The organism is Corynebacterium senegalense, from assembly GCF_900411315.1.
Taxonomy (GTDB): Bacteria; Actinomycetota; Actinomycetes; order Mycobacteriales; family Mycobacteriaceae; genus Corynebacterium; species Corynebacterium senegalense.
Map to the genome: position 1 here is coordinate 2,235,937 of NZ_LS990887.1, position 17,623 is coordinate 2,253,559.

Here is a 17,623-nt window from a genome sequence, read left to right on the forward strand (position 1 = left end):
TGGACGATTTCCGGGGGGAAATTCATATGGCGCAATCGACGTACGCCGACAACCATCTGCTCGCGGTGGCCGGGGAGGGCTTCGCCTGCGGGTTCTACGAGGGAGCGGGCTACGCCCTCGTGGGCACGCGGGTGCGCACGAGGTTGGGGGAGATCGACCTCATCCTCGCCGCACCCGACGGCGAGACCGTCTTCGTGGAGGTGAAGACCCGACACGGCCTCGACTTCGGGGCGGCGGAGGCGGTGACCCCGAAGAAGCTGGCCACGATGCGGCGCTGCGCCGCAGAGTGGCTCGACGGCCGCGATTACGGGCCCGTGCGCTTCGACGTGGCCGAGGTCCTGTTCACGGACGACGAGGTGCGCATCCAGATCTACGAGGACGTCGATCATGGCGCTTGCTAGCACCCACGCGGCGACCCTCGAGGGAGTCAGCGCCCACCTGGTCACGGTGGAGGCGAACATCGGCCCCGGCCTGCCCGGGGTGCACATGGTGGGCCTGGGGGACGCGGCGGTGAAGGAATCGCGCGAGCGCATCCGCACCGCCGTGGCGAACTCGGCGCTGCCGTGGCCGCGCACGAAGGTCATGGTGTCGCTCTCGCCCGCGCACATCCCGAAGGCCGGGTCGCACTTCGACCTGCCCGTGGCGCTGGCCGTGATCGCGGGGATGGACCCGCGCGCCCAGCTCCGTCTCGAGTCCGCGATGGTGCTCGGCGAGCTCGGGCTCAGCGGCACGCTGCGCCGGGTGGAGGGGATCCTGCCGATGCTGCTCGCCGCGCCCGAGCACCTGGAGTGGCTCGTCGTTCCCGCCGAGAACGCCGCCGAGGCGGCGCTGCTGGGCTCGGAGCGGGTGCTGGTCGCCCGCTCGCTGTCGGAGGTGTGGAACTGGCTGCTCGGTATCGCGCCGCTCGAGCGCCCTGGGCCCGCACAGCTTCACGACGCCACATCGCCAGCCCCGGACTTCCGCGACATCGCCGGCCAGCTCCCCGAGCGCCACGCCCTCGAGGTCGCCGCCGCCGGCGGGCACCACGTGATGATGGTCGGCCCGCCCGGGGTGGGCAAGTCGATGCTGGCGGAGCGGCTGCCGTCCATCCTGCCGCCGCTTGACCCGGCGGAGGTGATCGAGGCGACGGCGCTCCACTCGGTCGCGGGCGGGCCCCACCGCGGGGTGGTCAACCGTCGCCCGTTCGTCGCGCCCCACCCCTCGGTGAGCCGCGCCGCCCTGATCGGCGGGGGTTCCGGGCGCCCCCGCCCGGGTGCGGTGAGCCTCGCCCACCACGGGGTGCTCTTCCTCGACGAGGCGTCCGAGATCCCCGCCGCCGTCCTCGACGCGCTGCGCATCCCGCTGGAGTCCGGGGCGGTGCGCCTGAGCCGGACGCGGCGCGAGGTGGTCTACCCCGCCGACTTTCAGCTGGTGCTGGCGGCGAACACGTGCAAGTGCGGCGCCGCCACGCCGAGCCGCTGCGTGTGCAGGGCCCACGAGCGGGCGGCGCACCTGCGCAACCTCTCGGGCCCGCTGCGCGATAGGCTGGACATCTCCCTGCACATCACGGCGCAGGACGCGGTGGTCAGCGCCCGGGGCGCGGAGGCCTCCGCGGACATCGCCCAGCGCGTGGCCGCGGCGCGGGACAGGGCGGCGCACCGGTGGTTGCGCGCCGGCCTCACCGCCCGGGTCAATGCGCGCGTCAGCGCCGCCCTGCTGCGCCGCGATCACCCCGCCACGGAGGACGCCATGGCGCTGGTGGGGGCGTACCTCGCCGACGGCACCCTCACCCAGCGGGGAGTGGACCGCGTGCTCAGGCTCGCCTGGACGCTCGCCGACCTCGACGAGCAGGCGCGGCCGAACCTGGACCACGTCGCCCGGGCCGTCGAGCTGCGCACGCCCCATTCCGAGGGGGTGTTCGCGTGAGCCGCATCGAATCCTGGGCCTACCTCAGCCGGGTGATCGAGGGGCCCAGCCACCACCTCCAGCGGTTGCTGCGCGCGGGCCGGGACGCAGACGAGATCGCGGCCGGGGTCCGCGCCCGCGCCAGCTGGCTGGGCGGCCTGGCCGGCGAGACGGAGGCGCGCCACGCCTGGGACCGCCCCGGCGAGGACCTCCACGAAGCGGAACGGCTCGGCTTCGCGCTGCTCACCCCCGACCACGCCGGGTGGCCGGGGGAAGAGATCAGCGCCGCCTTCGACGCGGGCGTGGCCGCCGGGGCCGCGAACCTGGAGCAGGTGCGGGACCGGGGCGCGGCGCCGCACGCGCTGTGGGTGAGGGGCAACCGCGACCTCGCCTCTCTGTTCGCCCGCTCGGTGGGCGTGGTGGGAACACGCGCCTCCTCCGCCTACGGCCACCACGCTGCCGCGGACCTCTGCCGCGGCCTGGCGAAGCACCAGTACACCATCGTCTCCGGCGGCGCGCTGGGCATCGACACCGTCGCGCACGAGACGGCCCTGGCCAACGGCGCCCCGACCGTCGTGGTCGCAGCGTGCGGCCCCGGCGTGTCCTACCCGCGGGCCAACACCGGGTTGTTCGACACGGTGGCGGGCAGCGGGGGCTGCGTCGTCTCGGAATACCCGCCCGGCACGGCGCCCGACCGGCACCGCTTCCTCACGCGCAACAGGCTCGTCGCCGCCCTCACCCAGGGCACCGTGATCGTGGAGGCGGCGTTTCGCTCCGGCGCCCTGAACACCCTGAGCTGGGCCAACTACTACGGCCGACGGGCGATGGCGGTGCCGGGCCCCATCCTCGGACCCGGGTCCCTGGGCACGAACCTGGCCATCCGGGACGGCAAGGCGGCGATGGCGCTGAGCGCGGGCGACATCCACGAGATGCTGAGCCGGGTGGGGGAGGTCGACGTCGACGGCCAGCGCGAGCTGGACTTCGCCGCCGACCCCGTGCAGTCCCTCTCCCGCAACGAACTGCGCGTCTTCGACGCCCTGCCGGCGACCACGTCCAAGGGCGCGGGGGCTGACGCCGTGGCGCGCGAGGCGGGGCTCTCGGTGGCGCTCACCGTGCACCTCCTCGTGGAGCTGAGCAAGCGGGGCATGGTCGCGCGGGAGGGTGCGCTCTGGCGGCGCGTGCCGGCAGCCGCGGGGCAGGGGTAAACTCCCGTGCATGAGTGATACATGTGGGACGCAGTTGGCGGAGGCCATCGAGGACTTCGCCGAGCACGCCCGCCTCGTGCTGGGGCGAAGCGAGGCCACCGTGCGGGCCTACTGCTCGGACCTCGCCACCCTCGGCGCGTTCGTCGGCGGCTTCGCGGACTTCACGCTGCCCGCCCTGCGCGCCTGGCTTGCCGACGCCCTCGCGCGCGGCCTCGCCCGCTCGACCATGGCTCGGCGCACGGCGGCCGTGCGCGCCTTTTCCACCTGGGCCTACAACCAGGGCCACCTCGACTCCGACGTGGCGGCGAGGCTCGCGGTGCCGAAGGTGAACCGGCACCTCCCCAAGGTGCTCACCGCCGAGCGCGCCGGGCAGCTCGTCGAGGCGGACATCAACGACGAGGACCACACTGCGGAGGCGCTTCGTGACGCCGCGATGCTCGAGCTGCTCTACGCCACCGGCATGCGCGTCTCCGAGCTGACGGGACTGGGCGCGGGAGACGTCGACGCCGCCCGCCGCACGCTGCGCGTCACGGGCAAGGGAAACAAGCAGCGCGTCGTGCCCTACGGCCAGCGGGCGGCCGACGCCCTCGAGGGGTGGCTGCGCCGGGGGCGCCCCGAGCTCGCCGCCGAAGGCGAGACGGCCCTGTTCGTCGGCTCGCGCGGCAGGAGGATTGACCCGCGTCAGGTGCGCCGCGTGGTGGAGCGGGCCGCGACGCGCACGGGGGAGGGCGAACCCGGGCAGCCCGGGCATCTCAGCCCGCACTCGCTGCGTCACAGCGCCGCCACCCACATGCTCGAGGGCGGGGCGGACCTCCGCGTGGTGCAGGAGCTGCTGGGCCACTCCAGCCTGCAGACCACGCAGATCTACACCCACGTCTCGGCGCAGCGGCTGAAAAAGGTCTACGACCAGGCGCACCCCCGCGCCTAGCCGCACACCTAGCTCTACACCTGGCTGCGCCGCGTGTGACGGGAGGCCCGCGCCTGGCCGAGGAAGATGGTGACGCCGAGAAGGATCAGCGCCAGAGCCGCGACCTGGCGGCCGGAGAGCTCCTCGCCGAAGACCGTCACCCCGAGGGCGAGCTGGGCGACGGGGGAGATGAACTGCAGCATCCCGAGCAGCGAGAGGGGGACGCGGCGCGCGTAGTGCGACATCACCACCAGGGGCAGGAAGGTCACCAGGCCGGCCGCGACGAACAGGAGCCAGGTGCGCAGGTTCAGCTCGCTCCCGGGCCGGAGCACACCCGTGCAGACCAGCGCGAGGGCGACGGGGGCGAGGACGGCCGACTCGATGAACAGCCCGGGCACCGTCTTGACGCGCACCGTCTTCTTCAGCGCCGCGTACACCGAGAAGGACCCGGCCACGCCGAAGACCACGAGGAGGCCGGCGCCCGCCTGGCCCCAGCCGAACAGCGCCGCGCCGCCCGCGGCGAGGGCGATCGACGCACACTGGGCCGGCGACAAACGCTCCCCGAAGACGGCCGCGCCGAGGAAGACACTCAGCAGCGGGGAGACGAAGTAGGCCAGCGCCGCGTACGAGACGTAGCCGTTTCCCACCGCCCAGATGTAGAGCCCCCAGTTCACCGCGATCGCCGCTGCGGAAAGCACGAGCGCTGGCGAGGCCCCCGCGAACACGGCAGCTCCGCCAGCGCGCCGGGAGGTGGCGAGCACCCAGCACCCGCTGATCAGCGCCGCCCACATGATGCGCTGGGCCAAGATGTAGAGGGAGTCGACGTGGCTCAGGAGGATCCAGAACAGGGGCAGGATGCCCCACACGAAGTAGTTCAGCGCCACCGCTGCCGCGGCGCCGCGCGAGACCTTCTGCTCCAACGCACCCTCCTCGCTAACCCGGACCCACTCACCCTACTCAGCGCCGACGGGCTTGAGGCGGATGGTCGGGGCGGCGAGCAGCGTCAGCGGGTTGATATAGGCGTCCGGCCCGGTCAGGGCGCCCCAGTGCAGGCCCTCGTGGTCGGGGGAACGGCCGAGCGTTCCGACCACCTGCCCCTCCGTCACCTCCTCGCCGGCGCGCACGCGGGCGTGGACGGGCAGGTAGGTGGTGCGGATGCCGCCGTCGTGCTCGATGGACACGCTCGGCACCCCCGCCACCACGCCGACGAAGGCCACCATGCCGTCGCCCGCGGCCCGGACGTCCCCGCCGGGGGAGAGCGCGAGGTCGACGCCGCGGTGCCCCGGCATCCAGTTCTTCGCCGGAATCGACGGCGCCCGGGTGACCCGCGAGGCGGAGGGGGAGCCGGTGGAGGGGTCGACCCAGGCGGCAGCGGGCGGGGCGCAGAAAACGCAGGAAAGTAGCGCCGCCAGGGCCAAAAGAATCGTGAGGGGCGCGGACCAAGGCTGTCTCATGCCACAAGGGGTAGCACCGGGGCGCGGGGTGGGGGCGTCGAGAAGCGGGCGGGCTGTGGATACCCGCGGGAACCATCCACAACGTCGCAGCTCAATTGGCGTTTTCCGGGCGGGGGAAGTAATGTTGTTGCGGCAGTCTTTTTGGGCTGACTACGCGCGCCGGAAAATGCCAGCTCAGCAACGGTCCCACAGTACGAGGGTGCCGGGCGGGCACGGTGCCAGGGCGCGGGATAAAAACCCGCGCAGTACACGATCAACCGAACTACTTTTCTCCGAAGGAGACAATTCCCATGGCAGTTGTTACCATGCGCGAACTCCTCGACGCCGGTGTGCACTTCGGCCACCAGACGCGTCGCTGGAACCCGAAGATGCGCCGCTTCATCTTCACGGACCGCAACGGCATCTACATCATCGACCTGCAGCAGACGCTGACCTACATTGACGAGGCCTTCGAGTTCGTCAAGGAGACCGTCGCCCACGGCGGCACCATCCTGTTCGTCGGTACCAAGAAGCAGGCCCAGGAGCCCATCCAGGAAGAGGCGCAGCGCGTCGGCATGCCTTACGTCACCCACCGCTGGCTCGGTGGCATGCTCACCAACTTCCAGACCGTCTCCAAGCGCATCGCCCGCATGAAGGAGCTTCAGGCCATGGAGGCCGCCGAGGACGGCTACGCTGGCCGCGGCAAGAAGGAAGTCCTCATGCTCAACCGCGAGCGCATCAAGCTCGAGCGCGTTCTCGGCGGCATCTCCGACATGACCAAGGCGCCGTCCGCGCTGTGGATCGTGGACACCAACAAGGAGCACATCGCCGTCTCCGAGGCCCAGAAGCTGCGCATCCCCGTCGTGGCCGTGCTGGACACCAACTGCGACCCGGACGTCGTCGACTTCCCGATCCCGGGCAACGACGACGCCATCCGCTCCGTCAAGCTTCTCACCCACATCGTGGGCGAGGCCGTCGTGGCGGGCAAGCAGCAGCGCGAGGAGCGTCAGCTCTCCGCCGCGCGTGACGCCGCCGGCGACACCGACGCGAAGCGCCAGGCAGAGGCAGCGCAGGCCGCCGCCGACGCCGCAGCCTCCGAGGACGTCTCCGCCGCCGACGCCGCCAAGGCCGCTGTCGCAGCTGAGGCCGCCGCTCCGCAGGAGGTCGCCCCGGTCGAGCAGCCGCACGCAGTGCGCGCCGCCGAGCAGGCGCAGGGCGAGTAAGACCCCGCGGTTGTAAAGGCTCACGTGCGCTAGAACACCCCGCGTCCTGTTCCCGTCCGCTTACCAGGCAGGGCGAGGACAGGGTGCGGGGTGTTTCGCGTCGCTGGGCGCGCGGCTGGGAGTGCCCGCCGCACAGATGTCGGCTACTCTGTAAAACCGATCATGAACGTTGAGCCCTGCCGCGTTACCCGAAGCTGAGAAGCCGACGGGGCGCGAGGGTGAACAAACAGTTTTGAGAAACGAGGAGGATCGCCCCATTATGGCGAACTACACCGCTGCAGACGTCAAGAAGCTCCGCGAGACCACCGGGTCCGGCATGCTCGACTGCAAGAAGGCCCTGGAAGAGACCAACGGCGACTTCGAGAAGGCCGTCGAGGTCCTGCGCATCAAGGGCGCCAAGGACGTGGGCAAGCGCGCCGAGCGCAACGCCCTCGAGGGCCTCGTCGCCGTCTCCGGCAACACCATCGTCGAGATCAACTCCGAGACCGACTTCGTGGCCAAGAACCAGGAGTTCAAGGACATCGCTGACGAGATCGCCAAGGCCGCCGCAGCGGTGAAGGCGAACTCCCAGGAGGAGCTGGCTAACGCCGACGTCAACGGCGAGACCGCCCACGACGTCATCGAGCGCCTCTCCGCCAAGATCGGCGAGAAGCTCGAGCTGCGGCGCGCCGCCACCATCGAGGGCGAGAAGCTGGCCACCTACCTCCACCAGCGTTCCGCTGACCTGCCGCCGGCCGTCGGCGTCCTCGTCGCCTACACCGGCGACAACGCCGAGGCTGCCCACCAGGTCGCCCTGCAGATCGCCGCGATGAAGGCCCGCTTCCTCAACCAGTCCGACATCCCGGCCGAGGTCATTGAGAAGGAGCGCGCGGTCCAGGAGGAGATCACCCGCAACGAGGGCAAGCCCGAGGCTGCCATCGCCAAGATCGTCGAGGGCCGCATGGGCGGCTTCTTCAAGGACGTCGTCCTGCTCGACCAGCCCTCCCTGGCTGACTCCAAGAAGACCGTCAAGCAGTTCGCCGACGAGAACGGCATCGAGGTCACCGACTTCGTCCGCTTCGAGGTCGGCCAGGCTTAAGCCGGTCCGCGTCCAGCCCCGCCCCGTGCGGGGCTTTTCGCTTTTCGACGCCCCAACGCGCGCCCACCACGGCCGTTACGGATGGGCTCCGGGGGATCGCTAGTATCGTCTGATGGACCCAACGACCACCCCTCGCCACGAAGGAGCCCACAGGTGACTGAAGCCCCCCACGCCCGCAGCGGATACAAGCGCGTGATGCTCAAGCTCGGAGGTGAGATGTTCGGCGGCGGCAAGGTCGGCATCGACCCGGACGTCGTCGAGAGCGTCGCGGCGCAGATCGCCGAGGTCGCCCAGGGCGGCACCGAGGTCGCCGTGGTGATCGGCGGCGGCAATTTCTTCCGCGGCGCCCAGCTCCAGCAGCGCGGCATGGACCGGGCTCGCTCGGACTACATGGGCATGCTCGGCACGGTGATGAACTGCCTGGCGCTGCAGGACTTCCTGCAGCAGAAGGGCGTGGACTGCCGCGTGCAGACGGCCATCAACATGGCCCAGATCGCCGAGCCCTACCTGCCGCTGCGCGCCGCCCGCCACCTGGAGAAGGGGCGCGTGGTCATCTTCGGCGCCGGCATGGGCATGCCCTACTTCTCCACCGACACCACGGCCGCGCAGCGCGCCCTGGAGATCGGGTGCGAGGTGCTGCTCATGGCCAAGGGCGTCGACGGCGTCTACGACGACGACCCGCGCGTCAACCCCGACGCCAACCTCTACTCCGAGGTCACCCCGCGCGAGGTGCTGGAGAAGGGCCTCAAGGTAGCCGACGCGACCGCCTTCTCCCTGTGCATGGACAACAAGATGCCCATCCTGGTGTTCAACCTGCTGAAGGAGGGCAACATCGCCCGCGCCGTGGCGGGGGAGCAGATCGGGACCCTGGTTCAGTGAGGGGACGTCGATAAGCCCGGCCCCACTGGTAGATTGTTGGAGAAGCGCGCGGGGACGGCCCCCGCACCCGATGAAACCGAAGGATCAGCATGATTGACGACGTACTCCTCGACGCCGAAGAGCGCATGACCAGCTCCGTCGAGCACGCCCGCGACGAGCTCGCCACCATCCGCACCGGCCGCGCCAACCCGGCGATGTTCAACGGCGTGATGGCCGAGTTCTACGGCGCCCCGACCCCGATCAACCAGATGGCCACCATCTCGGTCCCGGAGCCGCGCATGCTGCTGGTCAAGCCCTACGACATGTCCACCCTCAAAGTCATCGAGAACGCGATCCGCAACTCCGACCTCGGCGTCAACCCGACTGACGACGGCCAGGTCATCCGCGTCACCATCCCCCAGCTGACCGAGGAGCGCCGCCGCGACCTGGTCAAACAGGCGAAGCAGAAGGGTGAGGAGGGGAAGATCGCCATCCGCAACATCCGCCGCCACGGCATGGAGGCGCTGAAGAAGATCCAGAAGGACGGCGACGCCGGCGAGGACGAGGTCGTCACCGCGGAGAAGGCGCTGGACAAGACCACCTCGCAGTACGTCGCGCAGATCGACGAGGTTGTCACGCGCAAGGAAGCCGAACTGATGGAGGTCTAACCCTCCGTCCCGCGCCCGCCCACGCAACGAGCGCCCCCGCGCTAGAAAGCCAGGTCACGTGTCTGATTCGCCAGCGGAGATCCGCGCCGACGGCCACTCCCGAGTCATCCGGGCACCCCGGCCGAAGAACAAGGCGGGGCGCAACCTGCCCGTCGCCACCGCGACGGGCCTCGCCCTCGGCGCGCTCGTGCTGTTGGCAGCGTGGGCCGGCCCCGTCGCCTGGTACCCGCTCGTGGCCGTGGCGGTGGGGCTCGCCATGTGGGAGGTGCTCACGCGCCTGCGCGAGGCGGGCTACCGCCAGCCGCGCACCTTCCTTATCATCCTGGGGCAGGCCATGCTCTGGGCCTCCGCCCCGTTCGGCGTCGAGGGGCTCGTCTCCGCCTTCGCCTTCAGTGTTCTGTTCCTCATGTTCTACCGACTGTTCCACAACGGCCGGCAGCGCAAGCCGGAGAACTACCTGCGCGACACGGCGGTGGGCATCTTCGTCCTCGCCTGGATCCCGCTGTTCGGCTCTTTCGCCGCGCTGATCTCGCTTGTCGACGGCGACGGCCAGTCCGGCAGCCTCTTCATCCTCACCTTCATGCTCGGGGTGGTGGCCTCCGACATCGGCGGCTACACCGCCGGAGTCATGTTCGGCTCGCACCCGATGGCCCCGGCGGTCAGCCCGAACAAGAGCTGGGAGGGCTTCGCCGGCTCGGTGGTTTTCGGCGTGACCACGGGGATCCTCGTGGTGACCTACCTGCTCGACCGGCCGTGGTGGCTGGGCGTGCTGCTCGGCGTGGCGTTGGTGATCTGCGCGACGATGGGCGACCTGGTGGAAAGCCAGTTCAAGCGCGAGCTGGGCATCAAGGACATGTCGCACCTGCTGCCGGGCCACGGGGGGATCATGGACCGACTGGACGGGGTGCTCCCGGCGGCCGCTTCCACCTGGCTCGTGCTCAGCCTCGTCGCGGCCCTTTAGCCGCTCCGGGAGCATTGCGGGGGATTCGTCAAACGCCCCACGCCGTGCAAAGATGGGGGCGTTATGAGCGACTTCCCCAAAATCCAGCTGCTGGCCCCCAAGCGCGGCATGCCGCCCAAGCACTTCGCCGACCTGAGCGCCGAGGAGCGAGTCGAGGCGCTGTCCGAGCTGGGGCTGCCGAAGTTCCGCGCGAACCAGATCGCGCGCCACTACTACGGCAAGTTCGAGGCCGACCCGCTGACCATGACGGATCTGCCTGAGGCGCAGCGCCAGACGGTCAAGGACGCACTGTTCCCGCAGCTGCTGTCCCCCGTGCGCACGGTGGAGACCGACGAGGGGGACACGACGAAGACGCTGTGGAGGCTTCACGACGGCATCCTGCTCGAGTCGGTTCTCATGCGCTACCCGGGCCGGGCGACGCTGTGCATCTCCTCCCAGGCCGGCTGCGGCATGGCATGCCCCTTCTGTGCGACGGGGCAGGGCGGTCTGGACAGGAACCTGTCCACCGCGGAGATCGTGGACCAGGTCCGCGAGGCGGCCGCGGCGATGCAGCGCGAGGGCTCGCGGCTGTCCAACGTCGTGTTCATGGGCATGGGTGAGCCGCTGGCCAACTACAACCGCGTCGTCTCCGCGGTGCGCCAGATCACCGGCCCCGCGCCGGACGGCTTCGGCATCTCGCAGCGCAACGTCACCGTCTCCACGGTGGGCCTCGCCCCGCAGATCCGCCGGCTGGCGGACGAGGGCCTGTCGTGCACCCTGGCGGTGTCGCTGCACACCCCGGATGACGAGCTGCGCGACGAGCTCGTGCCGATGAACAACCGCTTTGCGGTCGCCGACGTCCTCGATGCCGCGCGCTACTACGCGGACCAGACGGGCCGCCGCGTGTCCATCGAGTACGCCCTGATCCGCGACATCAACGACCAGGACTTCCGCGCCGACATGCTGGGCAAGAAGCTCCACGACGCCCTCGGCCCCCTCGTCCACGTCAACCTCATCCCCCTGAACCCGACGCCCGGGTCGAAGTGGGACGCCTCGCCGCGGCAGCGCCAGGATGAGTTCGTGCGCCGGGTTATCGCCCAGGGTGTGACGTGCACCGTGCGCGACACCAAGGGCCAGGAGATCGCCGCCGCGTGCGGCCAGCTCGCCGCCGACGAGAAGGCGGGCTAAAGCGGGCTGAGGTCCGACACACAAAAAGGGGCGGGCCCCACGGAGTTCCTACCGTGGGGCCCGCCGTTCGCTGTGCGGCTAGCGGGGGATTAGCGCTCGGCCTCGATGGCGTTGGCGGCGTTGACCGCGTTCTGGTGGCCGCGCAGGTGCGCGACGCGGGAGGGGTCGATGTTCAGGGCTCGCAGGGAGCGGTCTTCCAGGTCCGCGTAGGCGCCGGAGAGGGTGGCCTGGTCGTAGGCCCAGTCGCGCTCCTCGTAACCGACCGGCTTGTTGTGGGCGGTGACGGTGCGCACCTGGTTCAGCTGCGGGCGCACGGCGAAGAGGATCAGCCCGATGGCGATGAGCACGGCGAGGGCAATCAGCCAGATGGTCTCCACGTGGCCCTTGTGGTTGCCGAAGTTGTAGGCCACCAGGAAGGCGACGGAGATCCAGCCCGCGATCTGGATGGTGGCCGGGGTGAACTCGCTCCAGCCGAACTTGGCGGAGGGGACGTCCGCTTCGGAAACACCGTTGTACACCTGGGGTGCCTTTTCGTGCGCGTGGTGGGCCACAGCTTTCTCCTTGCTAAACCGTATGAGCCCGGGCGGCCGGGCGGAATGATACCTGCGTTCCATCTTCCCATACGGGCGCGCCGAGTGGTGAGTGGATACCCCCCAAATGTTTCATACTTTTCATTGAGGGCTCCGGGAGGGTGCCCGGAGGGTGCCGGCGGGGCACGCCGCCGCCGCGCCGGCCCGGGGGCGTGCCACAATGGCGGGGTGAAAAAGATTGTGATTCTCGGCTCGACCGGCTCCATCGGCACCCAGGCCGAGGAGGTGATCGCGTCCAACCCCGGCGCCTTCGAGGTGGTGGGCATCGCAGCCGGGGGGAGGGACCCGGGGGCCGTCGTGAAGCAGGCTCGCGCCTTCGGCCTCGGGCCCGAGGCCGTGGCCGTGTCCCGCCCCGAGGCGGCGCGCGAGGTCTCCGCCGAGCTCGGCGGGCGGGTGCTGGGAAGCCCCGAGGAGCTCGTGCGCGCTCAGCCGGCGGACACCGTGCTGAACGCCCTGGTCGGCTCCCTGGGGCTGGCATCCACGCTGGCCGCGCTGGAGACGGGGGCGACACTCGCGCTGGCGAACAAGGAGTCGCTCGTGGCGGGCGGCCGGCTGGTGCTCGACCGCGCTGCGCCGGGCCAGCTCGTGCCGGTGGATTCGGAGCACTCTGCGATGGCGCAGTGCCTGCGCTCCGGCGAGCGCGGTGAGGTCGCGCGCTTCGTGCTCACCGCGTCGGGCGGGCCCTTCCGCGGCAGAACCCGCGAGGAGATGTGGGACGTCACCCCGCAGCAGGCGGCGGCGCACCCGACGTGGTCAATGGGGCAGATGAACACCCTGAACTCGGCGACGCTGGTGAACAAGGGCCTCGAGCTGATCGAGGCCAGCCTGCTCTTCGACGTCGAGCCCGAGCTTATCGACGTCACCGTGCACCCCCAGTCGATCGTCCACTCCATGGTCACCTTCGTGGACGGGGCGACGATCGCCCAGGCGTCCCCGCCGTCGATGAAGCTGCCGATCGCGCACGCGCTCGCCTGGCCGCACCGCCTGCCGGGGGCGCAGCCGGCGCTGGACTTCTCCGGCGCGATGGACTGGCGCTTCGAGCCGCTGGACGATGTCGCCTTCCCCGCGGTGCGCCTGGCGCGGGAGGCGGCGGCTGCGGGGCAGACGTACCCGGCGGTCTACAACGCGGCGAACGAGGAGGCGGCCGCCGCCTTCCTGGCGGGCCGGCTGCGCTTCCCGCAGATCGTGGACGTGGTGGCCGAGGTGCTCGACTCCGCCGCGGAGTTCGTGGTCGCCCCGGCGTCGTTCGAGGACGTGACCGGAGTCGAGGACGAGGCGCGCCGCCGCGCCCGGGCCCGGCTCGACGAGCTGGCGGCAGGGTAGGGGGCGCAGGTGGGTTTCGCGCTCGGGATCGTCCTTTTCGCCCTCGGCATCGCGGCCTCGATCGCGCTGCACGAGGCCGGCCACATGGTCACCGCCCGCGCCTTCGGCATGCGGGTGCGGCGCTACTTCATCGGCTTCGGGCCGCCGGTGTGGCAGACCACGCGGGGTCAGACGACCTACGGGGTGGCGGCGCTGCCCTTCGGCGGCTTCTGTGACATCGCGGGCATGACCGCCCAGGACCCGCTGACGCCGGAGGAAGAGCCGGTGGCGATGTACAAGAAGCCGTGGTGGCAGCGCGTGGCGGTGATGAGCGGCGGCATCGCGATGAACCTGCTTCTGGGCCTGGTGATCACCTACCTGGTGGCGGTGTTCGCCGCGATCCCGAACCCCTACGCCGACCGCACGCCGACGGTGGGGGAGGTTTCCTGCACCTCGGACCAGGTGGCGCCGGATAAGCTGGCGGAGTGCGCGGGCCCGGGCCCAGCGGGCGAGGCCGGGGTGCGCGCGGGCGACCAGGTCCTTGCGGTCGACGGCACGCGCATCGCGACGTTCGACGAGCTGCGCACCTACGTGCTGGCCCGCCCGGGCGAGACCGTCACCCTGCACCTGCGCCGCGACGGCGAGGAGCTCGACGTCCTGGTGCGCGTCGCGGAGGTCGAGCGCATCGACGCCACCTCCGGCGAGCGTGTGAAGGCCGGGGCGATCGGGGTGAGCAGCAGGCCCGTCGCCAACCCCACGGCGTCCTTCGGCCCGGTGGAGGCTGTCCCCGCCACGTTTGCGCTGACGGGGCAGATGCTGCGCGGCACCGTCGAGGGGCTCATTGCCTTCCCGGGGAAGATCCCCGGGGTGGTGGCCTCGATCTTCGGGGCGCAGCGCGACGCGGCGGGACCGGTGAGCGTTGTCGGGGCGTCGCGGGCCGGCGGCGAGCTCGTGGAGCGCGACATGTGGTCGGTGTTCTGGATGCTGCTCGCCTCCCTGAACTTCTTCTTGGCCCTGTTCAACATCGTGCCCCTGCCGCCCCTCGACGGCGGGCACATCGCGGTGATCTTCTACGAGAAGCTTCGCGACGCCCTGCGCCGCCTCCGCGGCCTGCCGCCGGGCGGCCCGGCGAACTACGAGAAGCTCATGCCGTTGACCTACGCGATGGCGTCGGCGCTGCTCGTCGTGGGCGTGTTCGTCATGGTTGCGGACGTGGTGAACCCCGTCAGGGTATTCGGCTAGCGGTGCTAGAGTTGGGGCCTATGAATCAGCCTATTGCTTTGGGAATCCCCGACGGCCCGCCCCCGACCCTTGCGCCCCGGCGCAAAACCCGTCAGCTGATGGTCGGTGGCGTCGGGGTCGGTTCCGAGCACCCGATTTCGGTCCAGTCGATGACCACGACGAAGACCCACGACATCAACTCCACGCTCCAGCAGATCGCGCAGCTCACCACGGCGGGCTGCGACATCGTGCGCGTGGCCTGTCCGAAGACGGTGGACGCGGAGGCGCTGCCGGCGATCGCGGCGAAGTCCCCGATCCCGGTGATCGCGGACATCCACTTCCAGCCGAAGTACATCTTCGCCGCCATCGACGCCGGCTGCGCGGCGGTGCGCGTGAACCCGGGCAACATCAAGGAGTTCGACGGCCGCGTCAAGGAGGTCGCCAAGGCGGCCGGGGATGCGGGCATCCCGATCCGCATCGGCGTCAACGGCGGCTCGCTGGACAAGCGGCTGCTGGAGAAGTACGGCAAGGCCACCCCGGAGGCGCTGGTCGAGTCCGCGGTGTACGAGGCCGGTCTGTTCGAGGAGCACGGCTTCGGCGACATCGCCATCTCGGTGAAGCACTCCGACCCGGTGCTCATGGTGGAGGCCTACCGCCAGCTCGCGGAGGTCACGGACTACCCGCTGCACCTGGGCGTGACCGAGGCGGGCCCGAAGTTCATGGGCACCATCAAGTCCTCCGTCGCGTTCGGCGCGCTGCTGTCCCAGGGCATCGGCGACACCATCCGCGTCTCCCTGTCCGCGGACCCGGTGGAGGAGATCAAGGTGGGCGACCAGATCCTGCAGTCGCTCAACCTGCGCCCCCGCAAGCTGGAGATCGTCTCCTGCCCGTCCTGCGGCCGCGCGCAGGTGGATGTGTACAAGCTGGCCGAGGAGGTCACCGCCGGCCTGGAGGGCATGGAGTTCCCGCTGCGCGTCGCCGTCATGGGCTGCGTGGTCAACGGCCCGGGCGAGGCGCGCGACGCCGACCTCGGGGTGGCCTCGGGCAACGGCAAGGGGCAGATCTTCGTCAAGGGTGAGGTCGTAGAGACGGTGCCGGAGTCGAAGATCGTGGAAACCCTCATCGCCCACGCCCTGCGCATCGCGGAGGAGGAGGGCCTCGAGGAGGTCGCCGGGGCGAAGGCGGAAGTCAAGGTTACCCGCTAGACTTTCGGGTCCACTCGGAGTGGTGGCGCCGGGCACACGCCCGGCGCTGTTACTTTTTGCCCATGAACCGATCCGTGGTCGCAGCGGGTGCCGTGGGCACCGCCTGTGCGCTGCTCGCTTCGCTGTCCGCCTGCACGCCGAAGCCGAACGACGCCGAGCCGACGGCCGCCGACTTCCTCGACGCCGTGAAGGCGCAGGACTACGACGCGCTCGCGGCGCTTGTCGACGACCCCGCCACCGCCACCGGCTCTGTCCGCGAGACGTGGGAGGGCCTGCAGGCCGAGGGCCTGGACGCCGAGGTGCGCGAGGTATCCCAGCAGGACAACGTCGCCACCGTCCGCTACACCATGGACTGGGATCTGCCGCGCGAGCGCTCCTACTCCTACGACTCCTCCATGACGCTCACGCAGTCGGGGGAGAAGTGGACCGTGCGCTGGCAGCCCGCCGTGATGAACCCGCGCCTGGGCGCCGGCCAGCACCTGGAGCTGCGCAGCGAGCCCGCGGACAAGGCCAGCGTGGTCTCCTCCGACGGGGTCGAGCTGCTCAAACCGGGGGTGGCCTACCGGGTGCTCGTGGACACCACCCAGGTCCGCAATGCCCGCGACACCGCCTCGCGCGTCGCCGCGGCGCTGGCCCGAGCGCACGCCGCCGACGAGTCGGTGCCGGTCCGGGATGCGGAGGAGGTGGCGAGGGCGCTCGAGGGGGCGTCGGGAAGCTACTCGGTGGCCCTCATCCCCGCGGCCGCGCAGGGCGCGTTCCAGGAGGCGCTCGGCGACGCCCCCGAGGTGCGCCTGAACGAGGAAGCCGCGATGGTCAACTCGGACCCCGGCTTCGCCCCGGACATCATGGCGCGCGTCGGGGAGCTGGTCCGCGATGACCTGGAGGGCACCTCCGGTTGGAACGTCAGCGTGGTCAACGCGAACGGCAACGCGCTCGAGGAGCTCACTGGCGAGCAGGCGGAGCCCTCCCCGGCGATCCACATCAGCCTGGACCACGCGGTGCAGCTGGCGGCCGAGAAGGCCCTGGAACCGATCGCCGGGCAGGAGGCGATGTTGGTGGCCATCAGGCCGTCGACGGGCGGGATCCTCGCCGTCGCGCAGACGCCCGCGGCGGACAAACAGGGCAACATCGCCACGATGGGCCAGTACCCGCCGGGCTCGACGTTCAAGATCATCACCAGCGCCGCCGGGCTGCAGCTGCGCGGGCTCAACCCGGGCAGCATCGTGCCGTGCCCGGGGGCGATGAACCTGTACGGGCGAGTGGTGACCAACTACGCAGGCTTCGCCCTCGGCAGCGTTCCGCTCGAGACCGCGTTCGCGCGCTCGTGCAACACGACCTTCGCGGACATCTCGACGCAGCTGGAGCCGGGGCAGCTGAGGGACGTCGGCAAGCAGTTCGGGCTGGGCATCGACCTGACGATCCCCGGGCTGGATACCGTGACCGGCTCGATCCCCGAGGGGGAGGAGCCGCTCGACCGCACCGAGGCCGGCTACGGCCAGGGTCACGACCTGGCGAGCCCATTCGGCATGGCGCTGGTCTCCGCCACCGCGGCTCACGGCTCGATGCCGGTGCCCTTCCTCATCGAGGGGCAGAAAACCGAGATGACAGAGCCCGCGGCGGCGCCGCCGCCCGAGGTCATAGGGCAGCTGCAGCAGCTGATGGCTGCAGTGACGGCGCCCGGCGGCACCGCGGCCGGGATGAGCGCCGGGGGCGATATCCGCGGCAAGACGGGCGAGGCGGAGATCAACGGCGGATCGCACGCCTGGTTCACCGGCTACCGCGCCGACGACGACATCGCGTTTGCCACCCTCATTGTCCTCGGCGGGGGCTCGGAGGCCGCCGTGGCGGTGACGGACAGGATGTTCGTCAACCTCGACCAGGCGCGCAACCCGGGAGGGGAGTGAGGGGTCCGCGGAGACGG

General features: G+C 70.7%; 17 protein-coding genes. 14 read left to right on the top strand and 3 right to left on the bottom strand.

What is annotated here, in order from left to right:
• Positions 1 to 26 precede the first annotated feature (26 nt).
• From DYZ02_RS10835 to DYZ02_RS10850, 4 genes are read left to right on the top strand one after another with little or no spacing between them, the layout of a single operon-like run.
• Complete coding sequence (locus DYZ02_RS10835; protein WP_115686257.1) at positions 27 to 401, top strand: YraN family protein; 375 nt, start codon at positions 27 to 29, stop codon at positions 399 to 401.
• Positions 388 to 1,905 (top strand): YifB family Mg chelatase-like AAA ATPase, encoded by a 1,518-nt coding sequence (locus tag DYZ02_RS10840; RefSeq protein ID WP_115686258.1) that lies wholly within the window; start codon positions 388 to 390, stop codon positions 1,903 to 1,905. The genes DYZ02_RS10835 and DYZ02_RS10840 overlap by 14 nt, the downstream gene beginning before the upstream one ends.
• Positions 1,902 to 3,089, top strand: coding sequence for a DNA-processing protein DprA (locus tag DYZ02_RS10845; RefSeq protein ID WP_115686259.1), 1,188 nt, complete (start codon positions 1,902 to 1,904; stop codon positions 3,087 to 3,089). The genes DYZ02_RS10840 and DYZ02_RS10845 overlap by 4 nt, the downstream gene beginning before the upstream one ends.
• Positions 3,090 to 3,099: 10 nt before the next feature.
• Positions 3,100 to 4,017 (top strand): tyrosine recombinase XerC, encoded by a 918-nt coding sequence (locus tag DYZ02_RS10850; RefSeq protein ID WP_115686260.1) that lies wholly within the window; start codon positions 3,100 to 3,102, stop codon positions 4,015 to 4,017.
• A 14-nt stretch (positions 4,018 to 4,031) separates the two neighbouring features.
• Here DYZ02_RS10850 and DYZ02_RS10855 read toward each other — a convergent pair whose 3' ends face one another.
• On the bottom strand, positions 4,032 to 4,916 hold the full coding sequence (locus DYZ02_RS10855) for an EamA family transporter (protein ID WP_115686261.1): 885 nt from the start codon (positions 4,914 to 4,916) through the stop codon (positions 4,032 to 4,034).
• A 33-nt stretch (positions 4,917 to 4,949) separates the two neighbouring features.
• Positions 4,950 to 5,450 carry a M23 family metallopeptidase gene (locus DYZ02_RS10860; protein WP_115686262.1) on the bottom strand — a complete coding sequence of 167 codons (501 nt, stop codon included), beginning with the start codon at positions 5,448 to 5,450 and terminating at the stop codon, positions 4,950 to 4,952.
• Between the two features lie 290 nt (positions 5,451 to 5,740).
• Between DYZ02_RS10860 and rpsB the strand changes: the two genes are divergently transcribed.
• From rpsB to rlmN, 6 genes are all read left to right on the top strand, one after another.
• Positions 5,741 to 6,652, top strand: a complete 912-nt coding sequence (gene rpsB, locus DYZ02_RS10865) for a 30S ribosomal protein S2 (protein ID WP_115686263.1) — start codon at positions 5,741 to 5,743, stop codon at positions 6,650 to 6,652.
• Between the two features lie 259 nt (positions 6,653 to 6,911).
• Positions 6,912 to 7,730: a translation elongation factor Ts gene (tsf, locus tag DYZ02_RS10870; protein WP_115686264.1), complete on the top strand. Its 819-nt coding sequence runs from the start codon at positions 6,912 to 6,914 to the stop codon at positions 7,728 to 7,730.
• 195 nt (positions 7,731 to 7,925) lie between these two features.
• Complete coding sequence (gene pyrH, locus DYZ02_RS10875) at positions 7,926 to 8,609, top strand: UMP kinase (RefSeq protein WP_245945896.1); 684 nt, start codon at positions 7,926 to 7,928, stop codon at positions 8,607 to 8,609.
• Positions 8,610 to 8,698: 89 nt separating this feature from the next.
• The gene (gene frr, locus DYZ02_RS10880) at positions 8,699 to 9,256 is read left to right on the top strand and encodes a ribosome recycling factor (RefSeq protein WP_115686266.1); all 558 of its coding nucleotides are present in this window, start codon (positions 8,699 to 8,701) and stop codon (positions 9,254 to 9,256) included.
• A gap of 58 nt (positions 9,257 to 9,314) precedes the next feature.
• Entirely contained in the window at positions 9,315 to 10,217 is a 903-nt protein-coding gene (locus tag DYZ02_RS10885) for a phosphatidate cytidylyltransferase (RefSeq protein ID WP_115686267.1), read from the top strand.
• A 63-nt stretch (positions 10,218 to 10,280) separates the two neighbouring features.
• Positions 10,281 to 11,384, top strand: coding sequence for a dual-specificity RNA methyltransferase RlmN (rlmN, locus tag DYZ02_RS10890; protein WP_115686268.1), 1,104 nt, complete (start codon positions 10,281 to 10,283; stop codon positions 11,382 to 11,384).
• 89 nt (positions 11,385 to 11,473) lie between these two features.
• Here rlmN and DYZ02_RS10895 read toward each other — a convergent pair whose 3' ends face one another.
• On the bottom strand, positions 11,474 to 11,935 hold the full coding sequence (locus DYZ02_RS10895) for a DUF2631 domain-containing protein (RefSeq protein WP_245945788.1): 462 nt from the start codon (positions 11,933 to 11,935) through the stop codon (positions 11,474 to 11,476).
• A 207-nt stretch (positions 11,936 to 12,142) separates the two neighbouring features.
• Between DYZ02_RS10895 and dxr the strand changes: the two genes are divergently transcribed.
• The 4 genes from dxr to DYZ02_RS10915 all read left to right on the top strand — a co-directional run bounded on the left by dxr (position 12,143) and on the right by DYZ02_RS10915 (position 17,606).
• Entirely contained in the window at positions 12,143 to 13,297 is a 1,155-nt protein-coding gene (gene dxr / locus DYZ02_RS10900) for a 1-deoxy-D-xylulose-5-phosphate reductoisomerase (protein ID WP_245945790.1), read from the top strand.
• Between the two features lie 9 nt (positions 13,298 to 13,306).
• On the top strand, positions 13,307 to 14,518 hold the full coding sequence (locus tag DYZ02_RS10905) for a M50 family metallopeptidase (RefSeq protein ID WP_115686271.1): 1,212 nt from the start codon (positions 13,307 to 13,309) through the stop codon (positions 14,516 to 14,518).
• 20 nt (positions 14,519 to 14,538) lie between these two features.
• Complete coding sequence (gene ispG, locus DYZ02_RS10910; RefSeq protein ID WP_115686272.1) at positions 14,539 to 15,702, top strand: flavodoxin-dependent (E)-4-hydroxy-3-methylbut-2-enyl-diphosphate synthase; 1,164 nt, start codon at positions 14,539 to 14,541, stop codon at positions 15,700 to 15,702.
• Between the two features lie 62 nt (positions 15,703 to 15,764).
• A complete protein-coding gene (locus DYZ02_RS10915; protein WP_115686273.1) occupies positions 15,765 to 17,606 on the top strand; it encodes a penicillin-binding transpeptidase domain-containing protein in 1,842 nt (613 codons plus the stop codon).
• The last annotated feature ends 17 nt before the right edge of the window (positions 17,607 to 17,623 follow it).

Excerpts from the sequence above, each read along its gene's own strand:
- DYZ02_RS10835 (WP_115686257.1), top strand. The coding sequence starts at position 27 with ATGGCGCAATCGACGTACGCCGACAACCATCTGCTCGCGGTGGCCGGG.
- DYZ02_RS10840 (WP_115686258.1), top strand. The coding sequence starts at position 388 with ATGGCGCTTGCTAGCACCCACGCGGCGACCCTCGAGGGAGTCAGCGCC.
- DYZ02_RS10850 (WP_115686260.1), top strand. The coding sequence starts at position 3,100 with ATGAGTGATACATGTGGGACGCAGTTGGCGGAGGCCATCGAGGACTTC.
- DYZ02_RS10860 (WP_115686262.1), bottom strand. The coding sequence starts at position 5,450 with ATGAGACAGCCTTGGTCCGCGCCCCTCACGATTCTTTTGGCCCTGGCG.
- rpsB (WP_115686263.1), top strand. The coding sequence starts at position 5,741 with ATGGCAGTTGTTACCATGCGCGAACTCCTCGACGCCGGTGTGCACTTC.
- tsf (WP_115686264.1), top strand. The coding sequence starts at position 6,912 with ATGGCGAACTACACCGCTGCAGACGTCAAGAAGCTCCGCGAGACCACC.
- pyrH (WP_245945896.1), top strand. The coding sequence starts at position 7,926 with ATGCTCAAGCTCGGAGGTGAGATGTTCGGCGGCGGCAAGGTCGGCATC.
- frr (WP_115686266.1), top strand. The coding sequence starts at position 8,699 with ATGATTGACGACGTACTCCTCGACGCCGAAGAGCGCATGACCAGCTCC.
- rlmN (WP_115686268.1), top strand. The coding sequence starts at position 10,281 with ATGAGCGACTTCCCCAAAATCCAGCTGCTGGCCCCCAAGCGCGGCATG.
- ispG (WP_115686272.1), top strand. The coding sequence starts at position 14,539 with ATGAATCAGCCTATTGCTTTGGGAATCCCCGACGGCCCGCCCCCGACC.
- DYZ02_RS10915 (WP_115686273.1), top strand. The coding sequence starts at position 15,765 with ATGAACCGATCCGTGGTCGCAGCGGGTGCCGTGGGCACCGCCTGTGCG.